Annotated in this window: 17 protein-coding genes and 1 tRNA gene; 5 read left to right on the top strand and 13 right to left on the bottom strand. The window is 64.1% G+C overall.

Going from position 1 to position 17,488, the window contains the following annotated elements:
* Nucleotides 1–176: 176 nt before the first annotated feature.
* On the bottom strand, nucleotides 177–929 hold the full coding sequence (locus C2U70_RS02960) for a sulfite exporter TauE/SafE family protein (RefSeq protein ID WP_140976368.1): 753 nt from the start codon (nucleotides 927–929) through the stop codon (nucleotides 177–179).
* 88 nt (nucleotides 930–1,017) lie between these two features.
* Between C2U70_RS02960 and C2U70_RS02955 the strand changes: the two genes are divergently transcribed.
* Nucleotides 1,018–1,908, top strand: a complete 891-nt coding sequence (locus C2U70_RS02955; protein ID WP_140976367.1) for a LysR substrate-binding domain-containing protein — start codon at nucleotides 1,018–1,020, stop codon at nucleotides 1,906–1,908.
* Nucleotides 1,909–2,717: 809 nt separating this feature from the next.
* Here C2U70_RS02955 and C2U70_RS02945 read toward each other — a convergent pair.
* The 3 genes from C2U70_RS02945 to C2U70_RS02935 all read right to left on the bottom strand — a co-directional run bounded on the left by C2U70_RS02945 (nucleotide 2,718) and on the right by C2U70_RS02935 (nucleotide 5,944).
* Nucleotides 2,718–3,686 carry a Bug family tripartite tricarboxylate transporter substrate binding protein gene (locus tag C2U70_RS02945; protein WP_140976366.1) on the bottom strand — a complete coding sequence of 323 codons (969 nt, stop codon included), beginning with the start codon at nucleotides 3,684–3,686 and terminating at the stop codon, nucleotides 2,718–2,720.
* 18 nt (nucleotides 3,687–3,704) lie between these two features.
* The gene (gene hisN / locus C2U70_RS02940) at nucleotides 3,705–4,487 is read right to left on the bottom strand and encodes a histidinol-phosphatase (RefSeq protein WP_140976365.1); all 783 of its coding nucleotides are present in this window, start codon (nucleotides 4,485–4,487) and stop codon (nucleotides 3,705–3,707) included.
* Between the two features lie 566 nt (nucleotides 4,488–5,053).
* On the bottom strand, nucleotides 5,054–5,944 hold the full coding sequence (locus C2U70_RS02935; protein WP_140976364.1) for an N-formylglutamate amidohydrolase: 891 nt from the start codon (nucleotides 5,942–5,944) through the stop codon (nucleotides 5,054–5,056).
* A gap of 314 nt (nucleotides 5,945–6,258) precedes the next feature.
* Between C2U70_RS02935 and cpdR the strand changes: the two genes are divergently transcribed.
* Both cpdR and C2U70_RS02925 read left to right on the top strand, forming a co-directional pair.
* A complete protein-coding gene (cpdR, locus tag C2U70_RS02930; RefSeq protein ID WP_140976363.1) occupies nucleotides 6,259–6,618 on the top strand; it encodes a cell cycle two-component system response regulator CpdR in 360 nt (119 codons plus the stop codon).
* A gap of 75 nt (nucleotides 6,619–6,693) precedes the next feature.
* Nucleotides 6,694–6,768: transfer RNA gene (locus C2U70_RS02925), tRNA-Val, on the top strand.
* A 66-nt stretch (nucleotides 6,769–6,834) separates the two neighbouring features.
* Here the strand turns inward: C2U70_RS02925 and C2U70_RS02920 are convergent.
* From C2U70_RS02920 to C2U70_RS02900, 5 genes are all read right to left on the bottom strand, one after another.
* A complete protein-coding gene (locus C2U70_RS02920; protein ID WP_140976362.1) occupies nucleotides 6,835–7,926 on the bottom strand; it encodes an enolase C-terminal domain-like protein in 1,092 nt (363 codons plus the stop codon).
* Between the two features lie 144 nt (nucleotides 7,927–8,070).
* Nucleotides 8,071–9,294: an ABC transporter substrate-binding protein gene (locus tag C2U70_RS02915; RefSeq protein WP_140976361.1), complete on the bottom strand. Its 1,224-nt coding sequence runs from the start codon at nucleotides 9,292–9,294 to the stop codon at nucleotides 8,071–8,073.
* Nucleotides 9,295–9,414: 120 nt separating this feature from the next.
* Entirely contained in the window at nucleotides 9,415–10,341 is a 927-nt protein-coding gene (locus C2U70_RS02910) for an alpha/beta hydrolase (protein WP_140976360.1), read from the bottom strand.
* 116 nt (nucleotides 10,342–10,457) lie between these two features.
* Entirely contained in the window at nucleotides 10,458–10,940 is a 483-nt protein-coding gene (locus C2U70_RS02905; RefSeq protein ID WP_140976359.1) for a hypothetical protein, read from the bottom strand.
* Nucleotides 10,941–10,984: 44 nt separating this feature from the next.
* Nucleotides 10,985–11,374, bottom strand: coding sequence for a DUF3606 domain-containing protein (locus C2U70_RS02900; protein ID WP_140976358.1), 390 nt, complete (start codon nucleotides 11,372–11,374; stop codon nucleotides 10,985–10,987).
* A gap of 182 nt (nucleotides 11,375–11,556) precedes the next feature.
* Here C2U70_RS02900 and C2U70_RS32790 point away from each other — a divergent pair, with 182 nt between their 5' ends.
* Entirely contained in the window at nucleotides 11,557–11,703 is a 147-nt protein-coding gene (locus tag C2U70_RS32790) for a hypothetical protein (protein ID WP_186294032.1), read from the top strand.
* 4 nt (nucleotides 11,704–11,707) lie between these two features.
* Here the strand turns inward: C2U70_RS32790 and C2U70_RS02895 are convergent, their stop codons facing one another.
* The 3 genes from C2U70_RS02895 to C2U70_RS02885 are packed head-to-tail and all read right to left on the bottom strand — an operon-like array spanning nucleotide 11,708 to nucleotide 15,515.
* On the bottom strand, nucleotides 11,708–13,294 hold the full coding sequence (locus C2U70_RS02895) for an ATP-binding protein (RefSeq protein ID WP_140976357.1): 1,587 nt from the start codon (nucleotides 13,292–13,294) through the stop codon (nucleotides 11,708–11,710).
* Nucleotides 13,291–13,992 carry a response regulator transcription factor gene (locus C2U70_RS02890; RefSeq protein ID WP_140976356.1) on the bottom strand — a complete coding sequence of 234 codons (702 nt, stop codon included), beginning with the start codon at nucleotides 13,990–13,992 and terminating at the stop codon, nucleotides 13,291–13,293. The genes C2U70_RS02895 and C2U70_RS02890 overlap by 4 nt, the downstream gene beginning before the upstream one ends.
* A 14-nt stretch (nucleotides 13,993–14,006) precedes the next feature.
* Nucleotides 14,007–15,515 (bottom strand): DUF4153 domain-containing protein, encoded by a 1,509-nt coding sequence (locus C2U70_RS02885; RefSeq protein ID WP_140976355.1) that lies wholly within the window; start codon nucleotides 15,513–15,515, stop codon nucleotides 14,007–14,009.
* Nucleotides 15,516–15,702: 187 nt separating this feature from the next.
* Between C2U70_RS02885 and C2U70_RS02880 the strand changes: the two genes are divergently transcribed.
* Entirely contained in the window at nucleotides 15,703–17,052 is a 1,350-nt protein-coding gene (locus tag C2U70_RS02880; RefSeq protein WP_140976354.1) for a glycoside hydrolase family 3 N-terminal domain-containing protein, read from the top strand.
* On the opposite strand, the gene C2U70_RS02875 is transcribed toward C2U70_RS02880, so the two are convergent.
* Nucleotides 16,991–17,488: ABC transporter substrate-binding protein (locus C2U70_RS02875; RefSeq protein ID WP_349629564.1), on the bottom strand; the 498-nt coding region annotated here is incomplete at its 5' end. The genes C2U70_RS02880 and C2U70_RS02875 overlap by 62 nt on opposite strands.

Raw genomic sequence — 17,488 nt, 5'->3', positions numbered from 1 at the left:
TGTTTGGCGAACAGGCCGCACGTGTCGGGCGGCCTGTTCGCCAAACATGAACAACCTGGCGTTCCGCTGCTGGATCGGCATCATCACCTCCATCGGAACTATACTCTAGGCAGCAGCGGGGAAGAAGGGACAGGAGCCTCCTACGCCATGGCGACGGCGCGGGTATTACGGCGGCGCTAGCCAAACCCCTTCAGCACCGCGCTGCCCATGAGATAGACGCCCAGCAGGATCATCGCGATCAGGAACCAGCGGCGAAACGTTTCCGCGGGCATGCGGGCGCGCACGGCCTGGCCGATAGACATGCCGCCGAAGGCACAGGCCATCGCGATCGCGCCGGGCACCGCTGTTGCTGAATTGAGCAATCCGCCCGCGGTGAGGTTGAAGGCGAGCGCCACGGTTGCCACCGTGAAGAACACGCCGAGCGCCTGCACCAGTTCGTCCTTCTCCATGCCGATCGCTTGCATGAATGGCATCGAGGGGATCACCTGCACGCCGGTCGAGGCGGAGATTACGCCTGTGACGATTCCGACCGCGCCGCCGACCCATTTTTCGTTACGCGGCGCGACGCTGAAGTGGAACTTGTTCAGGCCGATGATCGCGTAGATCACGAGCAGCAGGCCGAGCACCACGGTGCCATAGGCCGCATGCGGGCCGGTCAGCGCGCCGGCGTTGAGCCAGCAGCCGATCACGGTGCCGATCATCAGCGGCCACAGCCGCTTGACGATGTCGCGCAGATAGGGGCCGGCAAAGGTCTGCCAGATATTGGTGACGATCGCGGGCACGATGACGATGGCGATCGCCCGGCTCGGCGCCATGGCGACCGCGAGCAGGCCCATCGATACGGTCGGCAACCCGAGCCCGATCACGCCCTTGACGAATCCGGCGAGCAGGAAGACGGCGGCGATGGCGATGAGGAGCGGGTCGAGCATGGCCCCACATTGACCGATCGCGCGCTCCGGCACAATCTGGAGGTTACGGAGACAGCCTTCGCTTGGTACGAAGGCTAAGGAGGCGGCCTTGCGTTTTGACCTGGTGGACTTGCAACTCTTCATCGCCGTGGCCGACCAGCGCAGCATCACGCGCGGTGCCGAGCGGTCGAACCTGGCGCTGGCCTCGGCCAGCGCGCGGATCAAGGGCCTCGAGGATGCGCTCGGCGTCGCCCTGCTCAAGCGCGGCCGCCGCGGCGTGGAATTGACCGCCGCCGGCGAGAGCCTGCTCGATCACGCCCGCCTGGTCATGCACCAGGTCGACGCCATGCGCGGCGACCTCGCGGGCTTCGCCAGCGGGGTGAGGGCGAGCGTGCACTTCCTCGCCAACACCTCGGGCTTGTCGGAGCACCTGCCAAAAGCACTTGCCGGCTTCTTGCGCGAGAACCGCGACGTGGCCGTCGACATCGAGGAGCGCGAGAGCACCGACATCGCGGCCGCGATCACCGCCGGTGCTGCCGATCTCGGCTTTGCCGCGGAGCATGCGCTGCCCGATCATATCGAGCGCTTTCCCTTCAATGAGGATCGTCTGACCCTGGTGACCTCGCGACGCGGCCCGTTTTCGGGGCGGCGCCAGATCGATTTCAAGGAAGCCGACGGGCGCGACTTCGTCGGCCTGACCAGCGCCACCGCGCTCCAGGTCCACATCTCAAAACACGCCGCGCGGCTCGGCATGCGCCTGCATTTTCGCGCGCGGCTGCGCGACTTCGATGCGATCTGCCAGATGGTCGCCGCCGACGTCGGCGTCGCCCTCGTGCCGGAAGCCGCCGCCCGCCGCTGCGCCCGCACCATGCCGATCGCAACGGTGCGCCTGCGCGACGCCTGGGCCAACCGGAGACTCGTGATCTGCGCGCGCAGCTTCAAGACACTGCCGCGGCCTGCGAAACTGCTGGTCGAGCATTTGCGCGCGGTGGCGATGTGAAGGGCTTGCCCGTCGGGCAAATCACCAAATTCCTGTCAATCCCGGCGCCCAAAAATATTCTTATTTACCGAACCGCTGTTTCGGATTATACGCAAGGACATCCCGGCCCACCAAAAGGGGCGGTCGTCCGTCGTCACGTACGCGGGCCGGGTTGCGGTGGACGCAGCAAGCGTCGGGCACGCAGAGGCAGTTGCAGGGCGGATGCTCTCCGTGAGCGACATGCGGTGTGCGGACGAACGGCGCTCGATGCGTACGGCCAAACCGTGTGGTCCCGGCTGTCGTTGCTACAGCCAAGCCTTGCGGAGATGCCTTGGGCCCAACCGGGTCTCGTGGCATCGCCAATTCGCAAGAGGACGGAGACAAAAAGGAAGTCGTCTCCGGGGAGAGCGCGGCATACGCCGTCAAACCATCGCGCAGGGAAGGCCGGATGTTCGGTTGCCCTGTTCTTCCGCTGTGCTTTACGCGTGCATTCTCTCGCCGCGCAGCGGGCAAATGGGTGCCAGCCGGCACCCGGTCTTCCCTGCGCCCTTTGTTCCGACAGAGGGGCAAGACCGAAGCAAAGCTCGGGCGAAATGAGCCGCGAGAATGTGAAGGCGTGTCTGCAGCTTGTTGGGTCGAATGCAACAACGACAGTCTATGACCGTCACCCTGAGGTGCTCGTCCTGCGGCGTAGCGCAGGACGAGCCTCGAAGGGCGACGGCTCGCTGCATCGGGGCCGTTCATCCTTCGAGGCTTGCCATGCGACGCTTTGCGTCGCATGCGCGCACCTCAGGATGACGGGATTAGCAGCAACGACGACAACCAAACACCTACTTCGTCGTCTCGACGCCGGCGTCCTTGATCACCTTGGCCCAGCGGCCGGTCTCATCAGCAATGAACTGGCGAAAGTGCTCGGGCGTGTCGCCGATCAGCGTGGCGCCTTGCGCTGCGAGCTTGTCCTTCACCGCCGGATCGGCCATCGCCTGCGTGGCAATCCGATGCAGCGCGGCCACGACCTGCGTCGGCGTGCCCTTGGGCGCGACCATGCCGTACCAGTTCTCGATATGCATGTCGGGAAAGCCGGCTTCCGCCAGCGTCGGGATATCGGGCGCGGTGGGTGCGCGCGCGAGCGAGCCGATCGCGATCGGGCGCAGCGTCTTGGCCTGGATCTGCGGCAGCAGGATCGGCATGTCGAAGAACGCCATCTGCACCTGCTGCTGGCCCAGCATGTCGTTCACGGCCGGCGCCGCCCCGCGATAGGGGATGTGCACGATGTCGATCTTGGCGGCGGATTTCAGCAACTCCCCGGCAAGGTGAGGCAGGCCGCCGGGGCCGGTGGAGGCAAAGTTGAGTTTGCCCGGCTGCGCCTTGGCAAGCGCGATCAGTTCGGCGAGGTTTTGCGCCGGCACGCTGTTCGGCACCACCAGGATCTCCGGCACGGTGGCGACCAGCGTCACCGGCGCAAGGTCTTTCAACGTGTCGTAGGCGACCTTCTCCAGGCTCGGGCTGATCGCCAGCGCGCCGGCGCTGGTGATCGCGATCGTGTAGCCGTCGGGCGCGGCCTTGGCGACGACGTCGGTGCCGAGCACGCCGCCCTGGCCGCCGCGATTGTCGATCAGCACCGGCTGGCCCGCCAGCTCCGACATGCGCTGGCCGACCACGCGGGCGATGATGTCGTTGGGGCCGCCGGCCGGAAACGGCACGATCAGCTTGATCGGCTTTGTCGGATAGTCCTGCGCAGACGCGAGGGAAGGGGCGAGCAACAACAGCGCGGTGAACAACTTGCGCAAGGTCTTCATGCAGGCTCTCCGATGGCCTTATCCGTTGAGCAGCTTCAGCGCCTCTTCATGCACGCGCGGATCGCCGGCGGCAATGATGCGGCCGCCGCCCTGGGCGGGCTTGCCTTCCCAGGTCGTGACGACGCCGCCGGCGCCGGTGACGATCGGGATCAGCGCTGCGATGTCGTAGGGCTTCAGCTCGGTCTCGACCACGAGGTCGACGTGACCTGCGGCCAGCATGCAATAGGAGTAGCAGTCGCCGCCATAGCGCGAGAGTCGCGCGCCCTTCTCGATGCGGCCGAAGATGGCGCGGTCGCGCTCGTTCATCAGCAGCGGGCTGGTCGTGTAAGTGGTCGCCTCACTGAGCGAAGCACAGCGGCGGACCTGGAGCCGGCGCTCGCCGGACGGGCCTTTATAGTTGGCCGAGCCGTTGTCGCCGGAAAAGCGCTCGCCGATGAAGGGCTGGTGCATCATGCCGAACACCGGCGTGCCCCGGTGCAACAGCGCGATCAGCGTGCCCCAGATCGGAAAGCCGCCGATGAAGGATTTTGTGCCGTCGATGGGATCGAGCACCCAGACGTAATCGGCGTCCTCGCGTTCATTGCCGAATTCCTCGCCGACGATCCCGTGCTGGGGGAAGTTGGCCTTGATCAGCCGCCGCATCACGGCCTCGGCCGCGCGGTCGGCCTCGGTGACGGGATCGAAATCCTTGGTCTTACTTTTGTCGTCGATCGACAGCGAGGTGCGGAAGAACGGCAGAATGGTTTCGCCGGAGGTGGTGGCAAGCCTTCCGATGAAGGCTGAGAAATCGATCACCGTCACGGCAGGTCCTTCAACTCGACAGGCCAGGGAATTTGGCAAGGGAATGTGGAAAGCGAAAGCGGAGCGAACGCCAGATATTGCCTAGCTCAAATCGCGGACCGGGTGCAGCGCTGTGTTGATTTGCTCCCTGGTATTTTGCATGCCGCAGATCGTGCTTCGGGCTGAGCCATCCGCTGACCAAATATCGATCACGGTGTTGAGAGCTTAGTTCCGGACATGCCTCGTTGGTATGCAAACGATATCTAACTGATTGATATTGCTTGGTAAGACGACTGAATCCGGGTTTCTCCGGAGACAGGGGAGGTCTGCGTTCTTTGCATGGGAAATCGAGCAAAAACCCTTGCACTTTGTGCAGCGCAGTCGCATATTGTTGCGGTGCGGTAGCGCCTTGCGCTATCGCTGCCCTCCTTGGGCGTTTCCTCCCTAGACTTGGGCCGCTTGCTCATTGCAAGCGGCCCTTTTTTCTTGCCTGCATTTCACGAGCAACGCTTTCACTTCGAAACGCGCAAGCGATGCCAAGCGAAAACCGCTCGCGCTTGGGCAAGCTCGACTTGAGCGGTCCGAAGCTACTCCGCGGCGGCCTGGAAGGGACCGAGATCACCGAACGGGACGGTCGTTGCCAGCACGTCGGCGAGCACGCCGAAGTCGGCGGCGACCTGATTGAAGCGCGGCCCGCGCTCGCGCCGCCGCTCGTCCATATAGATGGCGCGGTTGAGCTCCAGCTGCACGGCGTGAAGCCCGCTCGCCGGATTGCCGTAATGCTCGGTGATGAAGCCGCCGGCATAGGGCTTGTTGCGGCCGATCGAATAGCCGAGCCCGGTCATGGTCTCCTCGACTCGATCGGGCAACAGCGGCACGCAGCTCGTGCCGTAGCGGTCGCCGATCACGATGTCGGGGCGGCGCGGCTCGTCCCTGGAGACGCCCACCGACGGCATGGAGTGGCAGTCGACCAGCACCACGGTGCCGAACATCTGGTGCACCTTGTTGATCAGCCGGCGCAGCGCGCGGTGATAGGGCTTGTACAGCACCTCGATGCGCTCCAGCGCGTCGTCGACCGCGATGCGCTCGCGGTAGATCTCCTGGCCGTCGCCGACCACCCGCGGAATGGTGCCGAGACCGCCGGCGACCCGCATCGAACGGGTGTTGGCGAAGCTCGGCAGCCGCCCGGAGAACATCCGGGGATCGAGCTCGTAGGGTTCGCGGTTCACGTCGACATAGGAGCGCGGGAAGTTGACGCGCACGACGGGGAAGCCGCGATCGCTCAAATGGCTGATCAGCTCGTCCATGAACGAATCTTCGGAACGGCGCAGCGTCGGCAAGTCGATGCGCGAGGCGGCGACGAAATGGTCGGGATAGGTCGAGCCCGAATGGGGCGAGTTGAAGATGACCGGTGCCCGCCACTCCCTGGGCTCAACGATCTCGAACGGTGGCGACAAATCGCCGTCAAACCGGGTCATCTTCGGGGCGTCATCCCTTGGGTCTTCCGCGCGGGTCCCGACAAAAGCGATTCGGCCGGTCGCGCGAGGCTTTTATGTGCGTTCATTGTCAGGAATCGCAACCATTCTGCCAAGCGAAAAAACGCGAAATGGCCTCGCAAATGACCTGGAACATGTCTTAACCCTGCAAGCGCGGTCCGATTGATTCGTGTCCCGTTCCGGTCCAGAAAGGGCCGGCCGCGCGCGGCAATGAGGAGCATTTTTCACCCGAAATTTACCCTCTGTCGGGCTTAGTGGCCTCAGTAAAGCTTTCCGGGGATTCGACGTTTCCAGCCATGCACAAGATCCTGCTTGCCGAAGACGACAACGACATGCGCCGTTTCCTGGTCAAGGCGCTGGAAAACGCCGGATTTCAGGTTTCCTCCCACGATAACGGCATGTCCGCCTATCAGCGGCTGCGCGAGGAGCCGTTCGAGATGCTCCTGACCGACATCGTGATGCCGGAAATGGACGGCATCGAGCTCGCCCGCCGCGCCTCGGAACTCGACCCCGACATCAAGATCATGTTCATCACCGGCTTCGCCGCGGTGGCCCTGAACTCGGATTCGGAAGCCCCCAAGAACGCCAAGGTGCTGTCGAAACCCGTCCACCTGCGCGAATTGGTGAGCGAAGTGAATAAGATGCTGGCGGCCTAAATCGGCGCTCGAGCATCCTTGCGCAGGGTCCCCTGAGCCGTTATAGGGACCCCACCCGACGTACATCGACGAGTAGGGCACGTAGCTCAGCGGGAGAGCACTACCTTGACATGGTAGGGGTCACAGGTTCGATCCCTGTCGTGCCCACCATCCTTCGCTCGCGCAAGCCGAGAGAGGATGCCACGCCGAAGCCCAACGGGCGCAGGCGGGCTTCGGTCACTCCGCTAGATATTTCTTCACGGCTGCCTCGTCCCATTCGATGCCGTTGCCGGGCTGTTCGCTCGGCAGGGCAAACCCGTCCTTGATCTTCAGACGCGTCGCCAGCACCGCGTCGGCCCAGTCGACATATTCCAGCCAATGCGCAGTCGGTGTCACGCAGAGCAGGTGCGCGCTGACCTCCGAGAACAGATGCGTCGACATCTCGACCCCCGCGGCATGAGCCAGCGCCGCGGCGCGCAGCCAGCCGGTGACGCCGCCGATGCGCTGCACGTCGGGCATCACGAAGTCGCAGGACTTTGCCGACAGTGCCGATTGCATCGAAAAGGCGCTGTCAAAATTCTCACCAATCTGGATCGGCGTACGGAGCTCGGCGGCGATGCGCGCGCAGCCCGCATAGTCGTCGTGGCGGATCGGCTCCTCGATCCAGAGCAGGCCCTCGTCGTCGAGCATCCGGCCGCGGTGGATGGCGTCCGTCACCGAAAGCGCCTGGTTGTAGTCGCACATCAGCGTGACGTCATCGCCCACGGCTTTTCGCACCGCGCGGACAACGTAGAGGTCTTCGCGTGCGTCGGGGCGGCCGACGCGGATTTTTGCGGCGTGGAAGCCTTCGGCGAGCAGTTTTTGCGCCTCTTCCACGGCGGCGCCGGCCGGCATGATGCCGAGGCCCTTCGAATTGTAGGCGCGCACCGGCTTCGGCGCGCCGCCGAGCAGGCGGGCGAGCGGCAGACCGCGAGCGCGCGCCAGCGCATCCCATGCCGCCATGTCGATGCCGGATTGCGCCAGCCGCTGCAGGCCGGCGAGCCCGAGCAGGGTGAAGCGCTGGCTGAGCTTGCGTTCGATGTCGAACGGCAACAGCTCGTCGCCTGCGATCATCTCGGCCATCTCGGTGACCATGCTGGTCAGCGGCTTCAGCGCCGCAGGCGTGATCGAGAACAGATAGGCATGGCCGCGCACGCCCTGGTCGGTCTCGCAATCGATCAGCACCAGCGGCGCCTTGGCGACCGCGCCGGTCGAGGTTTTCAACGGCAGGCTCATCGGCACGATCACGGGGCGCGCGACGATGCGCTTGATGCGAAGGGTCTCGGTCATGGTGATCTCCGGGCGGAGCGGATGCAGAACGGTGCCAATCTTAAACAGTCCTCATGAAACGAAAAGACGCCTGTCGCGACCACCATGAAATGGGGTTGCACCGGAGAATGCATTGGCGTCGCTGAAGACCGCGTCAGGCTCTCGTCACTTCCGCGGGACTTCCGAGAATGCGGTTTCGATGACCTCGCCGAAGGGCTGCCAGGAACGGCCGTCGAACTGGACGAGCCGCATCTGCCTGATCGGCGGATAGTTGCCGGACGACGTGTTCATCCTGATGCCGGGCAGGGCAACGGAGGGCTCATAGTCTTTGAGTGCAGCCGCCTGCCGCATGATGTTCTCGCGCGACAGGTCGTCGCCGCATTGCTTCAGCACCTGCGTCATGGCCTCGGCCGTGGCGTAGCCATAGAGCGCACCGCTGTTATTGATGCTTTCGACATGATGATACTTGTCCATGAAGGCGAACCACTCCTTCATGGCAGGGTCGTTCTTCCAGGCCGGATCGCTCGGATCCTTCAGAAAAGCCGCCGAGATCACGCCAGCCGAATTCTCCAGGCCGGCCGGCGCCATCGCATTGGCGATCGAGGCGGAGGCATCGTTCACGATGAACACGGGATGCCAGTTGAGGTTGGCGGCTAGCTTGATGACCTTGGCGGCCGTCGACGGTACACCGAGAAAGACGAAGATGTCGGCACCGGCGCGCTTGAGCACCGAGACGTGCCCGTCGAGATGCTCGTCGTCAATGTCGAAGGCGATGTCGACGAGGACGAGGCGGTTGAGATCGCCGAGGCCTTCCTCGATCCCCTTGAACAGCACGCGGCCGAACTGGTCGTTCTGCCAGAGCACCACGATCTTGCGTCTCGGATAATAGGCCTGGATGTAGTTGGCGTAGATGCGTCCCTCCGACCGGAACGACGGCTGCCAGCCCATGGTCCAGGGAAACGCTTTGCCTTGGCTCAGCTCCTCGTCGCCGGAGGCGACGAAAAGCTGCGGTACCTTCCGCTCGTTCAGGTACCAGCGCGTGGCCAGATTACCGGGCGTACCGAACGAGCCGAACATGAAGAGGACATCGTCCTGCTCGACCAGCTTCCTGGTCTGCTCCATCGCGTTGCCGGGATCGGAGTTGTCGTCGCGGGTGATGAAGCGGATCTTCCGGCCGTTGATCCCGCCGCGATCGTTGATCATGTCGAAATAGGCGGCCTGGGCTTTTCCGATCGCGCCGAATTCCGCCAGCGGTCCCGAATAGGGCATCAGATTGCCGATGCGGATCTCCGTCGCGCTCGCGGACGGTTCCTCGCGTGGTGAGGACATCGCGCCGAGCGACGTCAGTGCGACGACCAAGGCGATCAGCAGACGGCTGTTGACGGTCATGGTCCACCCCGATGTTTGGCCCCAACCCTGGAGTCGTCGTTAGCGGCAGCGAAGCCGCTTGATATAAGTCAAAGGCGAGCTGCGGCAATTCATGCGACAGCCGTGCTGACCGTTAGCGGTCTATGGCAACCCGCGTGCTTCCAATTGCCGGACGAGCATCAGCGTCGGTTCGGCGAGGCTGTCGGCGGAGCCGTCGAGACCAAAGACCGAGGCGAGCCCGTCGCGGCTGTGCAGGATCGCAGTGCGCGGACAATGGCCGCTGGCGCAGAGCTCCTTCTTGAGCGCCTCGCCTTGTGCGACCAGGCCGGCAGGGTCGGCGGCGGCCCAGGCCAGCAGGACCGGATCATCGACGGCCACGATGCCGGGAAACACCGAGCGCTTGTCATATTGCGTGGCGTCCGTCCCTAAATAGGCCTTCTGGCTGTCATCGGCGTCCTTGCCCGCCCGATAGATGCCGGACACCAGCACCACAGCGGCAATATCGGTGTCGGGATTCTGCAGCTCCGGATGGGCAAGCAGGCTCGCGACATGAAAGGCGCCGGCGGCATATCCGACCGCGACGATCTCGCGAACGTCGCCATTGAAGAGATCGACGTTCTGACGGACCCAGGACAGCGCCGCCGCGACGTCCCTCGCGCCTGACGGCCACTGTGCCGACGGCGCCAGCCGGTAGTTCACGCGCACCCCCACCATGCCGTTGCGTACGGCAAAGCACATCGCCTGGTCCTGCAAATCGCGGACGAGGTCGGGCGCCGCATTGTCGCCGGTGAAGGTGTCGCCGGCCACGAAGAACAGGATCGGCTGCGGGATGGTCGATTTCGTCTCGCTGGTTGCGATGTCGAGGACGTTGGCCTCGCTCTCACCGTAGCGAAGGCCGCGTGAGAACGACACCTGCTCGCACAGCAGGGCGGTGCCGCCGGCGGACGTGGCGGTGTCGGTGAGGCCTATCAGCTCGAGATCCGATTGATGCCGCGGCGCAGGAACGGGCCCACGCGCGGAGGCTGCCGTGACGATTAGAAGAAGGGCAAATGCGAGATAGTTTTTCATTGTTGTGACGCCGCCCCTGCGGCCTCAGGCATTGCACGCCGGTTGGTCCGGTCGTCCCATTCTATTCGCTCGTGTTGGGCGATTTAACGGCGGCCGGGACTTGAGGCGCGCCCGGGCTATTTCTCAGTCTCAAACGTGCAGTTCGCGCCCGAGCCGTCCTTCTGCCTGATTGCGTTCGGATCGATCGTGCAGCTCAGCTTGGACAGGCTTTCGAAGTTCGACCCTGCGGCGCCGTCGGGCGGAACGCCGGCGAGCGCCTCGGTGGCAAACACTTCGTTGGCGGTCGATCCGTTTACCGTCTTGACCTTCTTGCCGAAGGTGAGCTCGCAAGAGCGCAGGGTGATGTCGACATTGCTGGTGCGGCAGACGATACGGTCCGCCGTCACCAGGATCGGCTTGTTGTAGGGAATGTCGGCATTCGCGGCGAACAGCATGGCCATCGCCTTCTTCTCGGCCGAGGTCAGCAGCGGTGACTTCGAGGCGACGACGCCGGCCAGTGCCAGCGCCGTCGAACCGGAGGTCGACCCCGATGCGGCCTGGGCGCCGGAGATGCTCCCGATCGCAAGCGCCAGTGCGAGGATCAATCTGCCCGATCTCATGCCTTGCCTCCCGTCTGATGCTGCGCCGCCTGTGAAGCCGCCGCTCAGGCCGCCTTCTTCTTGGCTGTCTTCTTCTTGGTGGCCTTCTTCGTCTTCTTGCCGGCTGCCAGATAGGCCTCGACTTTCTTCGAGGAGTGACCGGCTGCCGCTACCGCTGCCTTCAGCTTGGCCGGGGTGATCTTGAACTTCTTCGACCAGTAGCGGACCTCATAGGGCTGGCTGAGCGCGATCCGGGACTTGTCGGCGGCGCGGTGCTTCTGCTCCTGGATATAGGCCTCCACCTTCTTGGCGGAGTGCCCGACTTTCTTGACTGCGTATTTCAGCTTTGCCGGCGTCACCTTGAACTTCTTGGACCAGTAGGCGACCTCGTATTTCTCGCTGAGTGCGATCAGGGCGCGGTCTGCGCCGCCCCGCTTGGCCTTGTTGTCCGCCATGCTTCCCTCCTGCCGTGGATGGCGCGCAAGTCTAGCACGCAACCGGCCGTAGGAAAGCAATCCTGCCAATTCGCCAGTCGCGGTGTCGATTGAGCCCGCCGTGGACTGCTCTCGCGTCCGTGATGGAACCTAATGCCGGCTGCCGCGACTTATATGCAGGACGTAGAGTGTACGAGGCTGCCATGTCACAGCATTGGAAGCACACGGCCGACCCCAACGAGATCATGCGGGCCACCGGCCACCCCGAACTGGAATATGCCGCGGGCTGGACCATCGCCGGCATCGTCACCATCGGGGCCATCGTCGCCGCCTGGGTCTTTGCAATTTGACGCCTCAGGCGACGGGAAATTGAAGCTCGAAGGCTGCGCCGTCTTCCGTCGGCAGCAGCCTGATCGAGCCGCCATGGCTCGCCATCACCGCCCGCGCAATCGCCAGCCCCATCCCGGTACCGCCTCCGTCACGACGGGTGGTGAAGAACGCATCAAAGATCCGGTCACGATTGGGCGGCGAGATCGGATCGCCGTCATTGCGCATGGTCAGCCGCACACTGGTGCGCTCGTCCACCGCCTCCAGCCGGATATTTTTGGCGCGGTGCCGCATCGCATTGTCGGCGAGGTGTGACAGCACGATCAGCGCCTTCTCGCCGGACATCCCGATCGGGCGGTCGAGATTGCCGCTGGCCTCGATGTGAGCGGCGGGGAATCGGTTCTTGAGATCGCCGATCACGGGGGCAAGCTCGGTGCGCTCGTTCTGCGGCAGGCCTTCGGCCCGCGCCAGCTCGCGCAGCCGCTGCGCCATCGCCTCCAGCCGCGCGGCATCGCTGAGAATGTTGGCGACAAAAGTCCTCTGTTCTGATGGCGTCAAACTGCCGAGCTTGTCCTGAAATGAATCCTGCAACAGCTCGGCCGCGCCCTTGATCGAGGTCAGCGGCGATTTCAGCTCATGGGTCAGGTGCGCCGAGAATGTCGCGATGTAGTCGGAGCGGCGGGCCAACTGCTCGGCCATGCCGAGAAAGCTGTGCGAGAGCTGGGCGAATTCGCGCGTGCCGTAATGCCGGAGTGGTTTGAACGCCTCGCGGTCACCGCGCCCGATTCTGGCGGCGCGCTCGATCAGTTCGCGCATCGGCAGCGTGACGGTGCGCCAGAACACGAGGCCGATCGTAAGGGTGCCGAGGATCACGGCGAGACCGGCGAGGATGAACTTGCCGCGCTCTTGATAGAGATGGTCAAAGATGTTGCGCGGCGTGCGCGTCGTATAGATCACGCCGGCAACGCGGTTGTTGACGATGACGGGCATCGCCGAGAACACGTGCACGCCGACGCCGCGGCTGATGGAATAGATCGGCGGCACCGCCTTGTCAGGTACGCGGTTGCGCAGTGTCGCGCGGTATTGCCCGTGCAGGGCATCGGCGACCTCTTCGATATGGGCGAGCGACTGCCCGAGCTCGGCGCGGCCGGCGATGACAACGCCTTGTGGGTCGAGGATACGAAAGCCCGCCAGCGTCACCTTCTGGGTCTCGCGGATGATCGGCGTCAGCTTTGCGCCGATCTCCACATAGGCCGGATCGGCCGGCCGATTGGTCGGCAGCGCATCGGGGCGCCGCCGCAGCAAATCGTTGCCGGCAAGGTCGAGGGCAGGGCGGATCGGCGTGACCTGGTCATTGGGATCCGGCAGCACGCCCGGCGGCACTTCGGCGCCCAGCTCGATCCCGCTGCTGAGCCGCTTCTCGACCTCCTGGGCATAGATCGTGGCGACCACGCGGCTCTGGGCGATCAGCTCCGCCTGGGTCTGGCGGATGAGCTGGTTGTCGTAGAGACGGAAGAAGAACAGCCCGACCAGCGGCAGCACCGCGACCGTCGCCAGCACCGTGAAGATGACGAACCCGAGCGACGGCCGCCATTTATCGGGCGCGCGGCTCATGCCTCTTTCTCGCAGTGGCCGAGCTTGAAGCCGACGCCGTGGATGGTCTCGATCACATTGTCGCAGTTCTGCGCCGCAAGCTTGGCGCGGATGTTGCGAATATGGCTGTCGATGGTGCGGTCGGAGACCTGGATGTTGAGCTGGTAGGCCGCGCGCATCAATTGCTCGCGGTTGAACACCGACGTTGGACGGGTCAGGAACGCGCGCAGAATCCCGAACTCGATCGCGGTCAGCTTCAGGGCCGCACCTGCGAAGGTTGCCACATGCTGCTCGATGTCGATCGAGAGGCCGCCCTGCGCCAGCACGGACGCAGGCTTGCTCTCTCCATTCCTCGGGGTAAGGCGGCGCAGGATGACATTGACCCGCGCGACCAGCTCGCGCGGGCTGAACGGCTTCGTCACATAGTCATCGCCGCCGATCTCGAGCCCGAGCACGCGGTCGATCTCCTCGTCGCGCGCGGAGAGGAACAGGATCGGCACGTCAGACGTCTTGCGGATATCGCGGCAGACGTCGAGCCCGTCGAATTCGGGCATGCCGATGTCGAGCACGATGAGGTCGGGCTTGTCGGCGGCAAAGCGGGCGAGCGCCTCCTTGCCGTCGCGCGCATCAACGACGTCCATGCCGGCCTTTCTCAGCGCGACGCGGATGACTTCGCGGATATGGCCTTCGTCGTCGACGATCAGGATGCGATGCGCCAATACTCTCTCCGCGTTCAGCCGGCCGCCGGGCTCTTGACCTGATCTCTGACCTGATCCTTGGCCTTGGCGTCGAGCCTGCGTTGCAGGCGCCAGCTCCGAAAACCCCAGGTCCGCCAGGACGCCATGTCCTTGCGCTGACGTTCTACAAGCCCATCGCGGCGTCCGACAAGGCAGGTCTCGTTGGGTCGAAGCTGCATCACCTTTTCGATCGCCGGCAAGGCCTGTGGCCCGAGTTGCGAGAGATAGTTAACGTCCAGTGCCACGCCCTTGCCCGACACTTCGCGGCTGTGGGCTACATTATAGTCGGCAATGATGGCATCGAAGTTCACCAGCGACACGATGTAGAGCACGCTCGTCAACGCGATCAAATTAGCGCCGACCAGCCATTCGTTCGAGCGGTCCAGCACGATGCGCGCGACGATCAGGATCAGCCCCAGCGCCACCAGCCCCATCCAGATGAAGGCCGCGATCCGCCAATAGGTCAGGAGATAGATCGCCACATAGATGTCGAGGCGCAGGATCGAGGATGCCACCAGCAGCACGTTCTGCCCGACCCAGATGTAGACCAACAGGCGGATCGGCGGCGATTTCTCGGCCGGCCCGCCCGGGCGCATCGCCACCAGCACGAAGGCGGCGGCGAGCAGCGCGGTCACGATCAGCGGATAGGCGCCGCGATGGGCGTAGGTCGCATAGGAGACGCCGGCCGGTAACGCGACGTGGCCCCAGAGATAGAGCGCGTCGAGCGCCGACTGTCCGGCGAACAGCAGGTTGAACAGGATCAGCGAGCGCAAAATCGTCGGCGCACCCAGGAACTCGGCACGCTTAGCAACTCCGGGCTCCTGTTCGACGGTTTCGGCAGCGACCTTGGCGCGCCGTTTGCGCCAGCGGACATGGATGAACGGCCAGACCAGCGCCAGTATCATGGTCCAGAACAGGATCCGGCCGATGCTGACATAGTCGAGGATGATTTTTGGATTGAGCAGGGTGACCCATTGCTCGATCAGCGGGTTCGCCGCTGCAAACAGCGCGATGAAGATGGTGCTCAGCACCGCCGGCAGGAACCAGGCGGCAATGCCGCGGGTGAACGACGACAGGCTGAAGACCCCGAGCACGTCGACAAAAAACCTGAGTGGTCCGAACAGGATGAAGTTGCGCAGTGCGCGTGCCGCGTCGGCGAGACCGGTCGTATCCGGATTGGTCGCGAGCAGCAGGGCGAGCGCGAGCGCGATGATGAGGAGCAGGACCGAGACTGTGTTGACGTCCTCGATCACGGGCACGAGGCCGATGAGCACGACGATGGCACCGATCGGGACGCGCCGGCGGTCCAGCGTCGCGTGGTTCGCGATCCCTGAGCCGCTGGCAATTGCAACGGCGAAGATGGCGAGCGACAGCCCGATCCGCGCATCGTAGAACAGGACGTCGGCGAGCGCTGCGAGCGCCAAGACGATCGCGAGTTTGAACGGCAGCGAGGATGTCGTCGCAGGCTGCGTGGCGGTCGCTTCAGCCGGTGCCAGGCTTGTCATGTCCAAAAGACCTTTCGTGGATGGGACATGATCGACCTTGACCGGCTCTCGTGCAGAAGGCGGGATCGACCTCTGCACGATTTCAGGAGTCTCGTGCAGTTTTCGTGCAGACGCGCTTTCACCACTCGCGTGAAGCAAAGCGCTTTGATAGGTGCGAAGCATCGTCGCTCCAGCACGTGTGCTCTCCATGATATTCGCGCGTCGCGTCGCTCTCGTCCTGCTCTGGCTTGCGTTGCCGTTGGCTGCGTTCATCGCGGCGAACAAGAACGATCCCTACCTTCTCGCGCTGCGCGGTCCGGGAAATATCGTCGTCGTGCTCGTCTGCATCGGGATCGTGCTTCTGCTTCTCCGACGCGGGCACTGGCAGCGTTGGACGGGAAAGCTTCTGATCGTGCTGTGGTGCCTGCCGCCGCTCCTGATGTCGGCGGCCCATCTCACCTTCGAGCTGCGCAAGCGCGATGTGCTCGACGCCGGCGCAGCCGAGGCGCGGCAACTCGGGTCGCATTTCATGGTCGGCTATTCGTCCTTCGCCGATGTGGCGCAGCTTGCCGAAAAGGGCCTGATCGCCGGCGTCTATGTCACGCGGCACAATCTGCGCCGTAAGACGATCGACGAGCTGCGGGCCGAGATCGCTTCGCTGCAGGACAAGCGTCGCGCCGCGGGCCTGCCGCCGCTGATCGTCGCCGCCGACCAGGAGGGTGGTATCGTCGGCCATCTCTCGCCGCCGTTGACGAAACTGCCGGCGCTGGCGACGCTCGCCGGGCTCGCCTCTGACGTCCAGCAGGTCAAGGCGGAGGAGTTCGGCCGCATCCATGGCCGGGAGCTCGCCGGGCTGGGCGTCAACCTCAATCTTGCGCCGGTGCTCGATCTCAAGCCGCCGGTCCGGCGCAACCGCCTCGATTTCCATACGCTGATCGGCCAGCGCGCGATCGCTACCGATCCCGTCGTCGTCAGCACGATCGCGAGCGCCTATGTCCGCGGCCTCGAAGCCTCAGGCGTCGGCGCCACGCTGAAGCATTTTCCGGGCATCGGTCGCGTGCGCACCGACACCCATCATTTTAGCGCCAATCTCGACGCCTCGGTTGCGGACCTCGAGGCGTCCGACTGGCAGCCGTTTCGCCATGTGCTGGCGGAATCGCACGCGGCGCTCATGGTCGGGCACGTGACGTTGACCGCAGTCGATCCGGACCGGGCGGCCTCGCATTCCAAGCGCGTCGTCGACGGCATCATCCGCAAGACATGGCACCATCAGGGCATCGTGATGACCGACGACCTCATGATGGGCGCGATCTACCAGAACGACGTCTGCAAGGCCGTGGTGGAGGCGATCAACGCCGGCGTCGACCTGCTGCTGGTCGCCTATGACGGAGCGCAGTTCTACCGAATCTTCAAGTGCGCACTGGATGCTTCGCGCGAGGGCAGGCTCGACGCGGCCATGCTGCGGGCGAGCGAGGTGCGGCTGGAGAAGCGTTCGATCAGCCCTTCGCGAACTGCCGGTAGTCCGGTTCGCGGTGAAACCAGAATTGGTAGCCGCTGATCGCCTTCTGCATCGCGACGTCGTGGATCGGCTGGTTGAGCGGAATGATCGGAACGTCACGCAAGCACAGCGCGATAAAATCCTTCACGGTCTTCTCGTATTCCGCGGCATCCGTCGTGAAGCGCGCCTTGTCGATCAGCGCGTCCATCTCCTTGTTCTGATAGGATGAGATGTTGAAGATCGAATTGTTGCCGTGGAGATTCCAGTAGAAATAATACTCGGGATAATCCAGCCAGCCGGAGAAGCGGTTGAGCGCGAGCGGCAGCTCCTTCTTGTTCAGCGTCGTGCGCCAGTTCGCGCCGGGAATCTTGTCGATCGACGCCTTGATGCCGATCTTGGCGAGGTTCTCCTGGATCAGGATGATGGTGGGCTCGCCGACCGTGGCGGTGCCGGTGTCGAGCGACAGCGTCGTTTCCAGGCCGGACTCGAGTCCGGC

The sequence above is a fragment of the Bradyrhizobium guangdongense genome (genome assembly GCF_006483445.1).
In the GTDB taxonomy this organism is placed as follows: Bacteria; Pseudomonadota; Alphaproteobacteria; order Rhizobiales; family Xanthobacteraceae; genus Bradyrhizobium; species Bradyrhizobium guangdongense_A.
The sequence above is the reverse complement of the archived record's forward strand: the minus strand, read 5'-3'. Positions and strand labels throughout refer to the sequence as shown.

Coding starts and splice junctions, on each gene's coding strand:
- C2U70_RS02885 (WP_140976355.1), bottom strand. CDS start 15,515: ATGACAAGCCTGGCACCGGCTGAAGCGACCGCCACGCAGCCTGCGACG.
- C2U70_RS02905 (WP_140976359.1), bottom strand. CDS start 10,940: ATGAGATCGGGCAGATTGATCCTCGCACTGGCGCTTGCGATCGGGAGC.
- C2U70_RS02880 (WP_140976354.1), top strand. CDS start 15,703: ATGATATTCGCGCGTCGCGTCGCTCTCGTCCTGCTCTGGCTTGCGTTG.
- C2U70_RS02960 (WP_140976368.1), bottom strand. CDS start 929: ATGCTCGACCCGCTCCTCATCGCCATCGCCGCCGTCTTCCTGCTCGCC.
- C2U70_RS02900 (WP_140976358.1), bottom strand. CDS start 11,374: ATGGCGGACAACAAGGCCAAGCGGGGCGGCGCAGACCGCGCCCTGATC.
- C2U70_RS02910 (WP_140976360.1), bottom strand. CDS start 10,341: ATGAAAAACTATCTCGCATTTGCCCTTCTTCTAATCGTCACGGCAGCC.
- C2U70_RS02915 (WP_140976361.1), bottom strand. CDS start 9,294: ATGACCGTCAACAGCCGTCTGCTGATCGCCTTGGTCGTCGCACTGACG.
- C2U70_RS32790 (WP_186294032.1), top strand. CDS start 11,557: ATGTCACAGCATTGGAAGCACACGGCCGACCCCAACGAGATCATGCGG.
- C2U70_RS02920 (WP_140976362.1), bottom strand. CDS start 7,926: ATGACCGAGACCCTTCGCATCAAGCGCATCGTCGCGCGCCCCGTGATC.
- cpdR (WP_140976363.1), top strand. CDS start 6,259: ATGCACAAGATCCTGCTTGCCGAAGACGACAACGACATGCGCCGTTTC.
- C2U70_RS02895 (WP_140976357.1), bottom strand. CDS start 13,294: ATGAGCCGCGCGCCCGATAAATGGCGGCCGTCGCTCGGGTTCGTCATC.
- C2U70_RS02945 (WP_140976366.1), bottom strand. CDS start 3,686: ATGAAGACCTTGCGCAAGTTGTTCACCGCGCTGTTGTTGCTCGCCCCT.
- C2U70_RS02935 (WP_140976364.1), bottom strand. CDS start 5,944: ATGACCCGGTTTGACGGCGATTTGTCGCCACCGTTCGAGATCGTTGAG.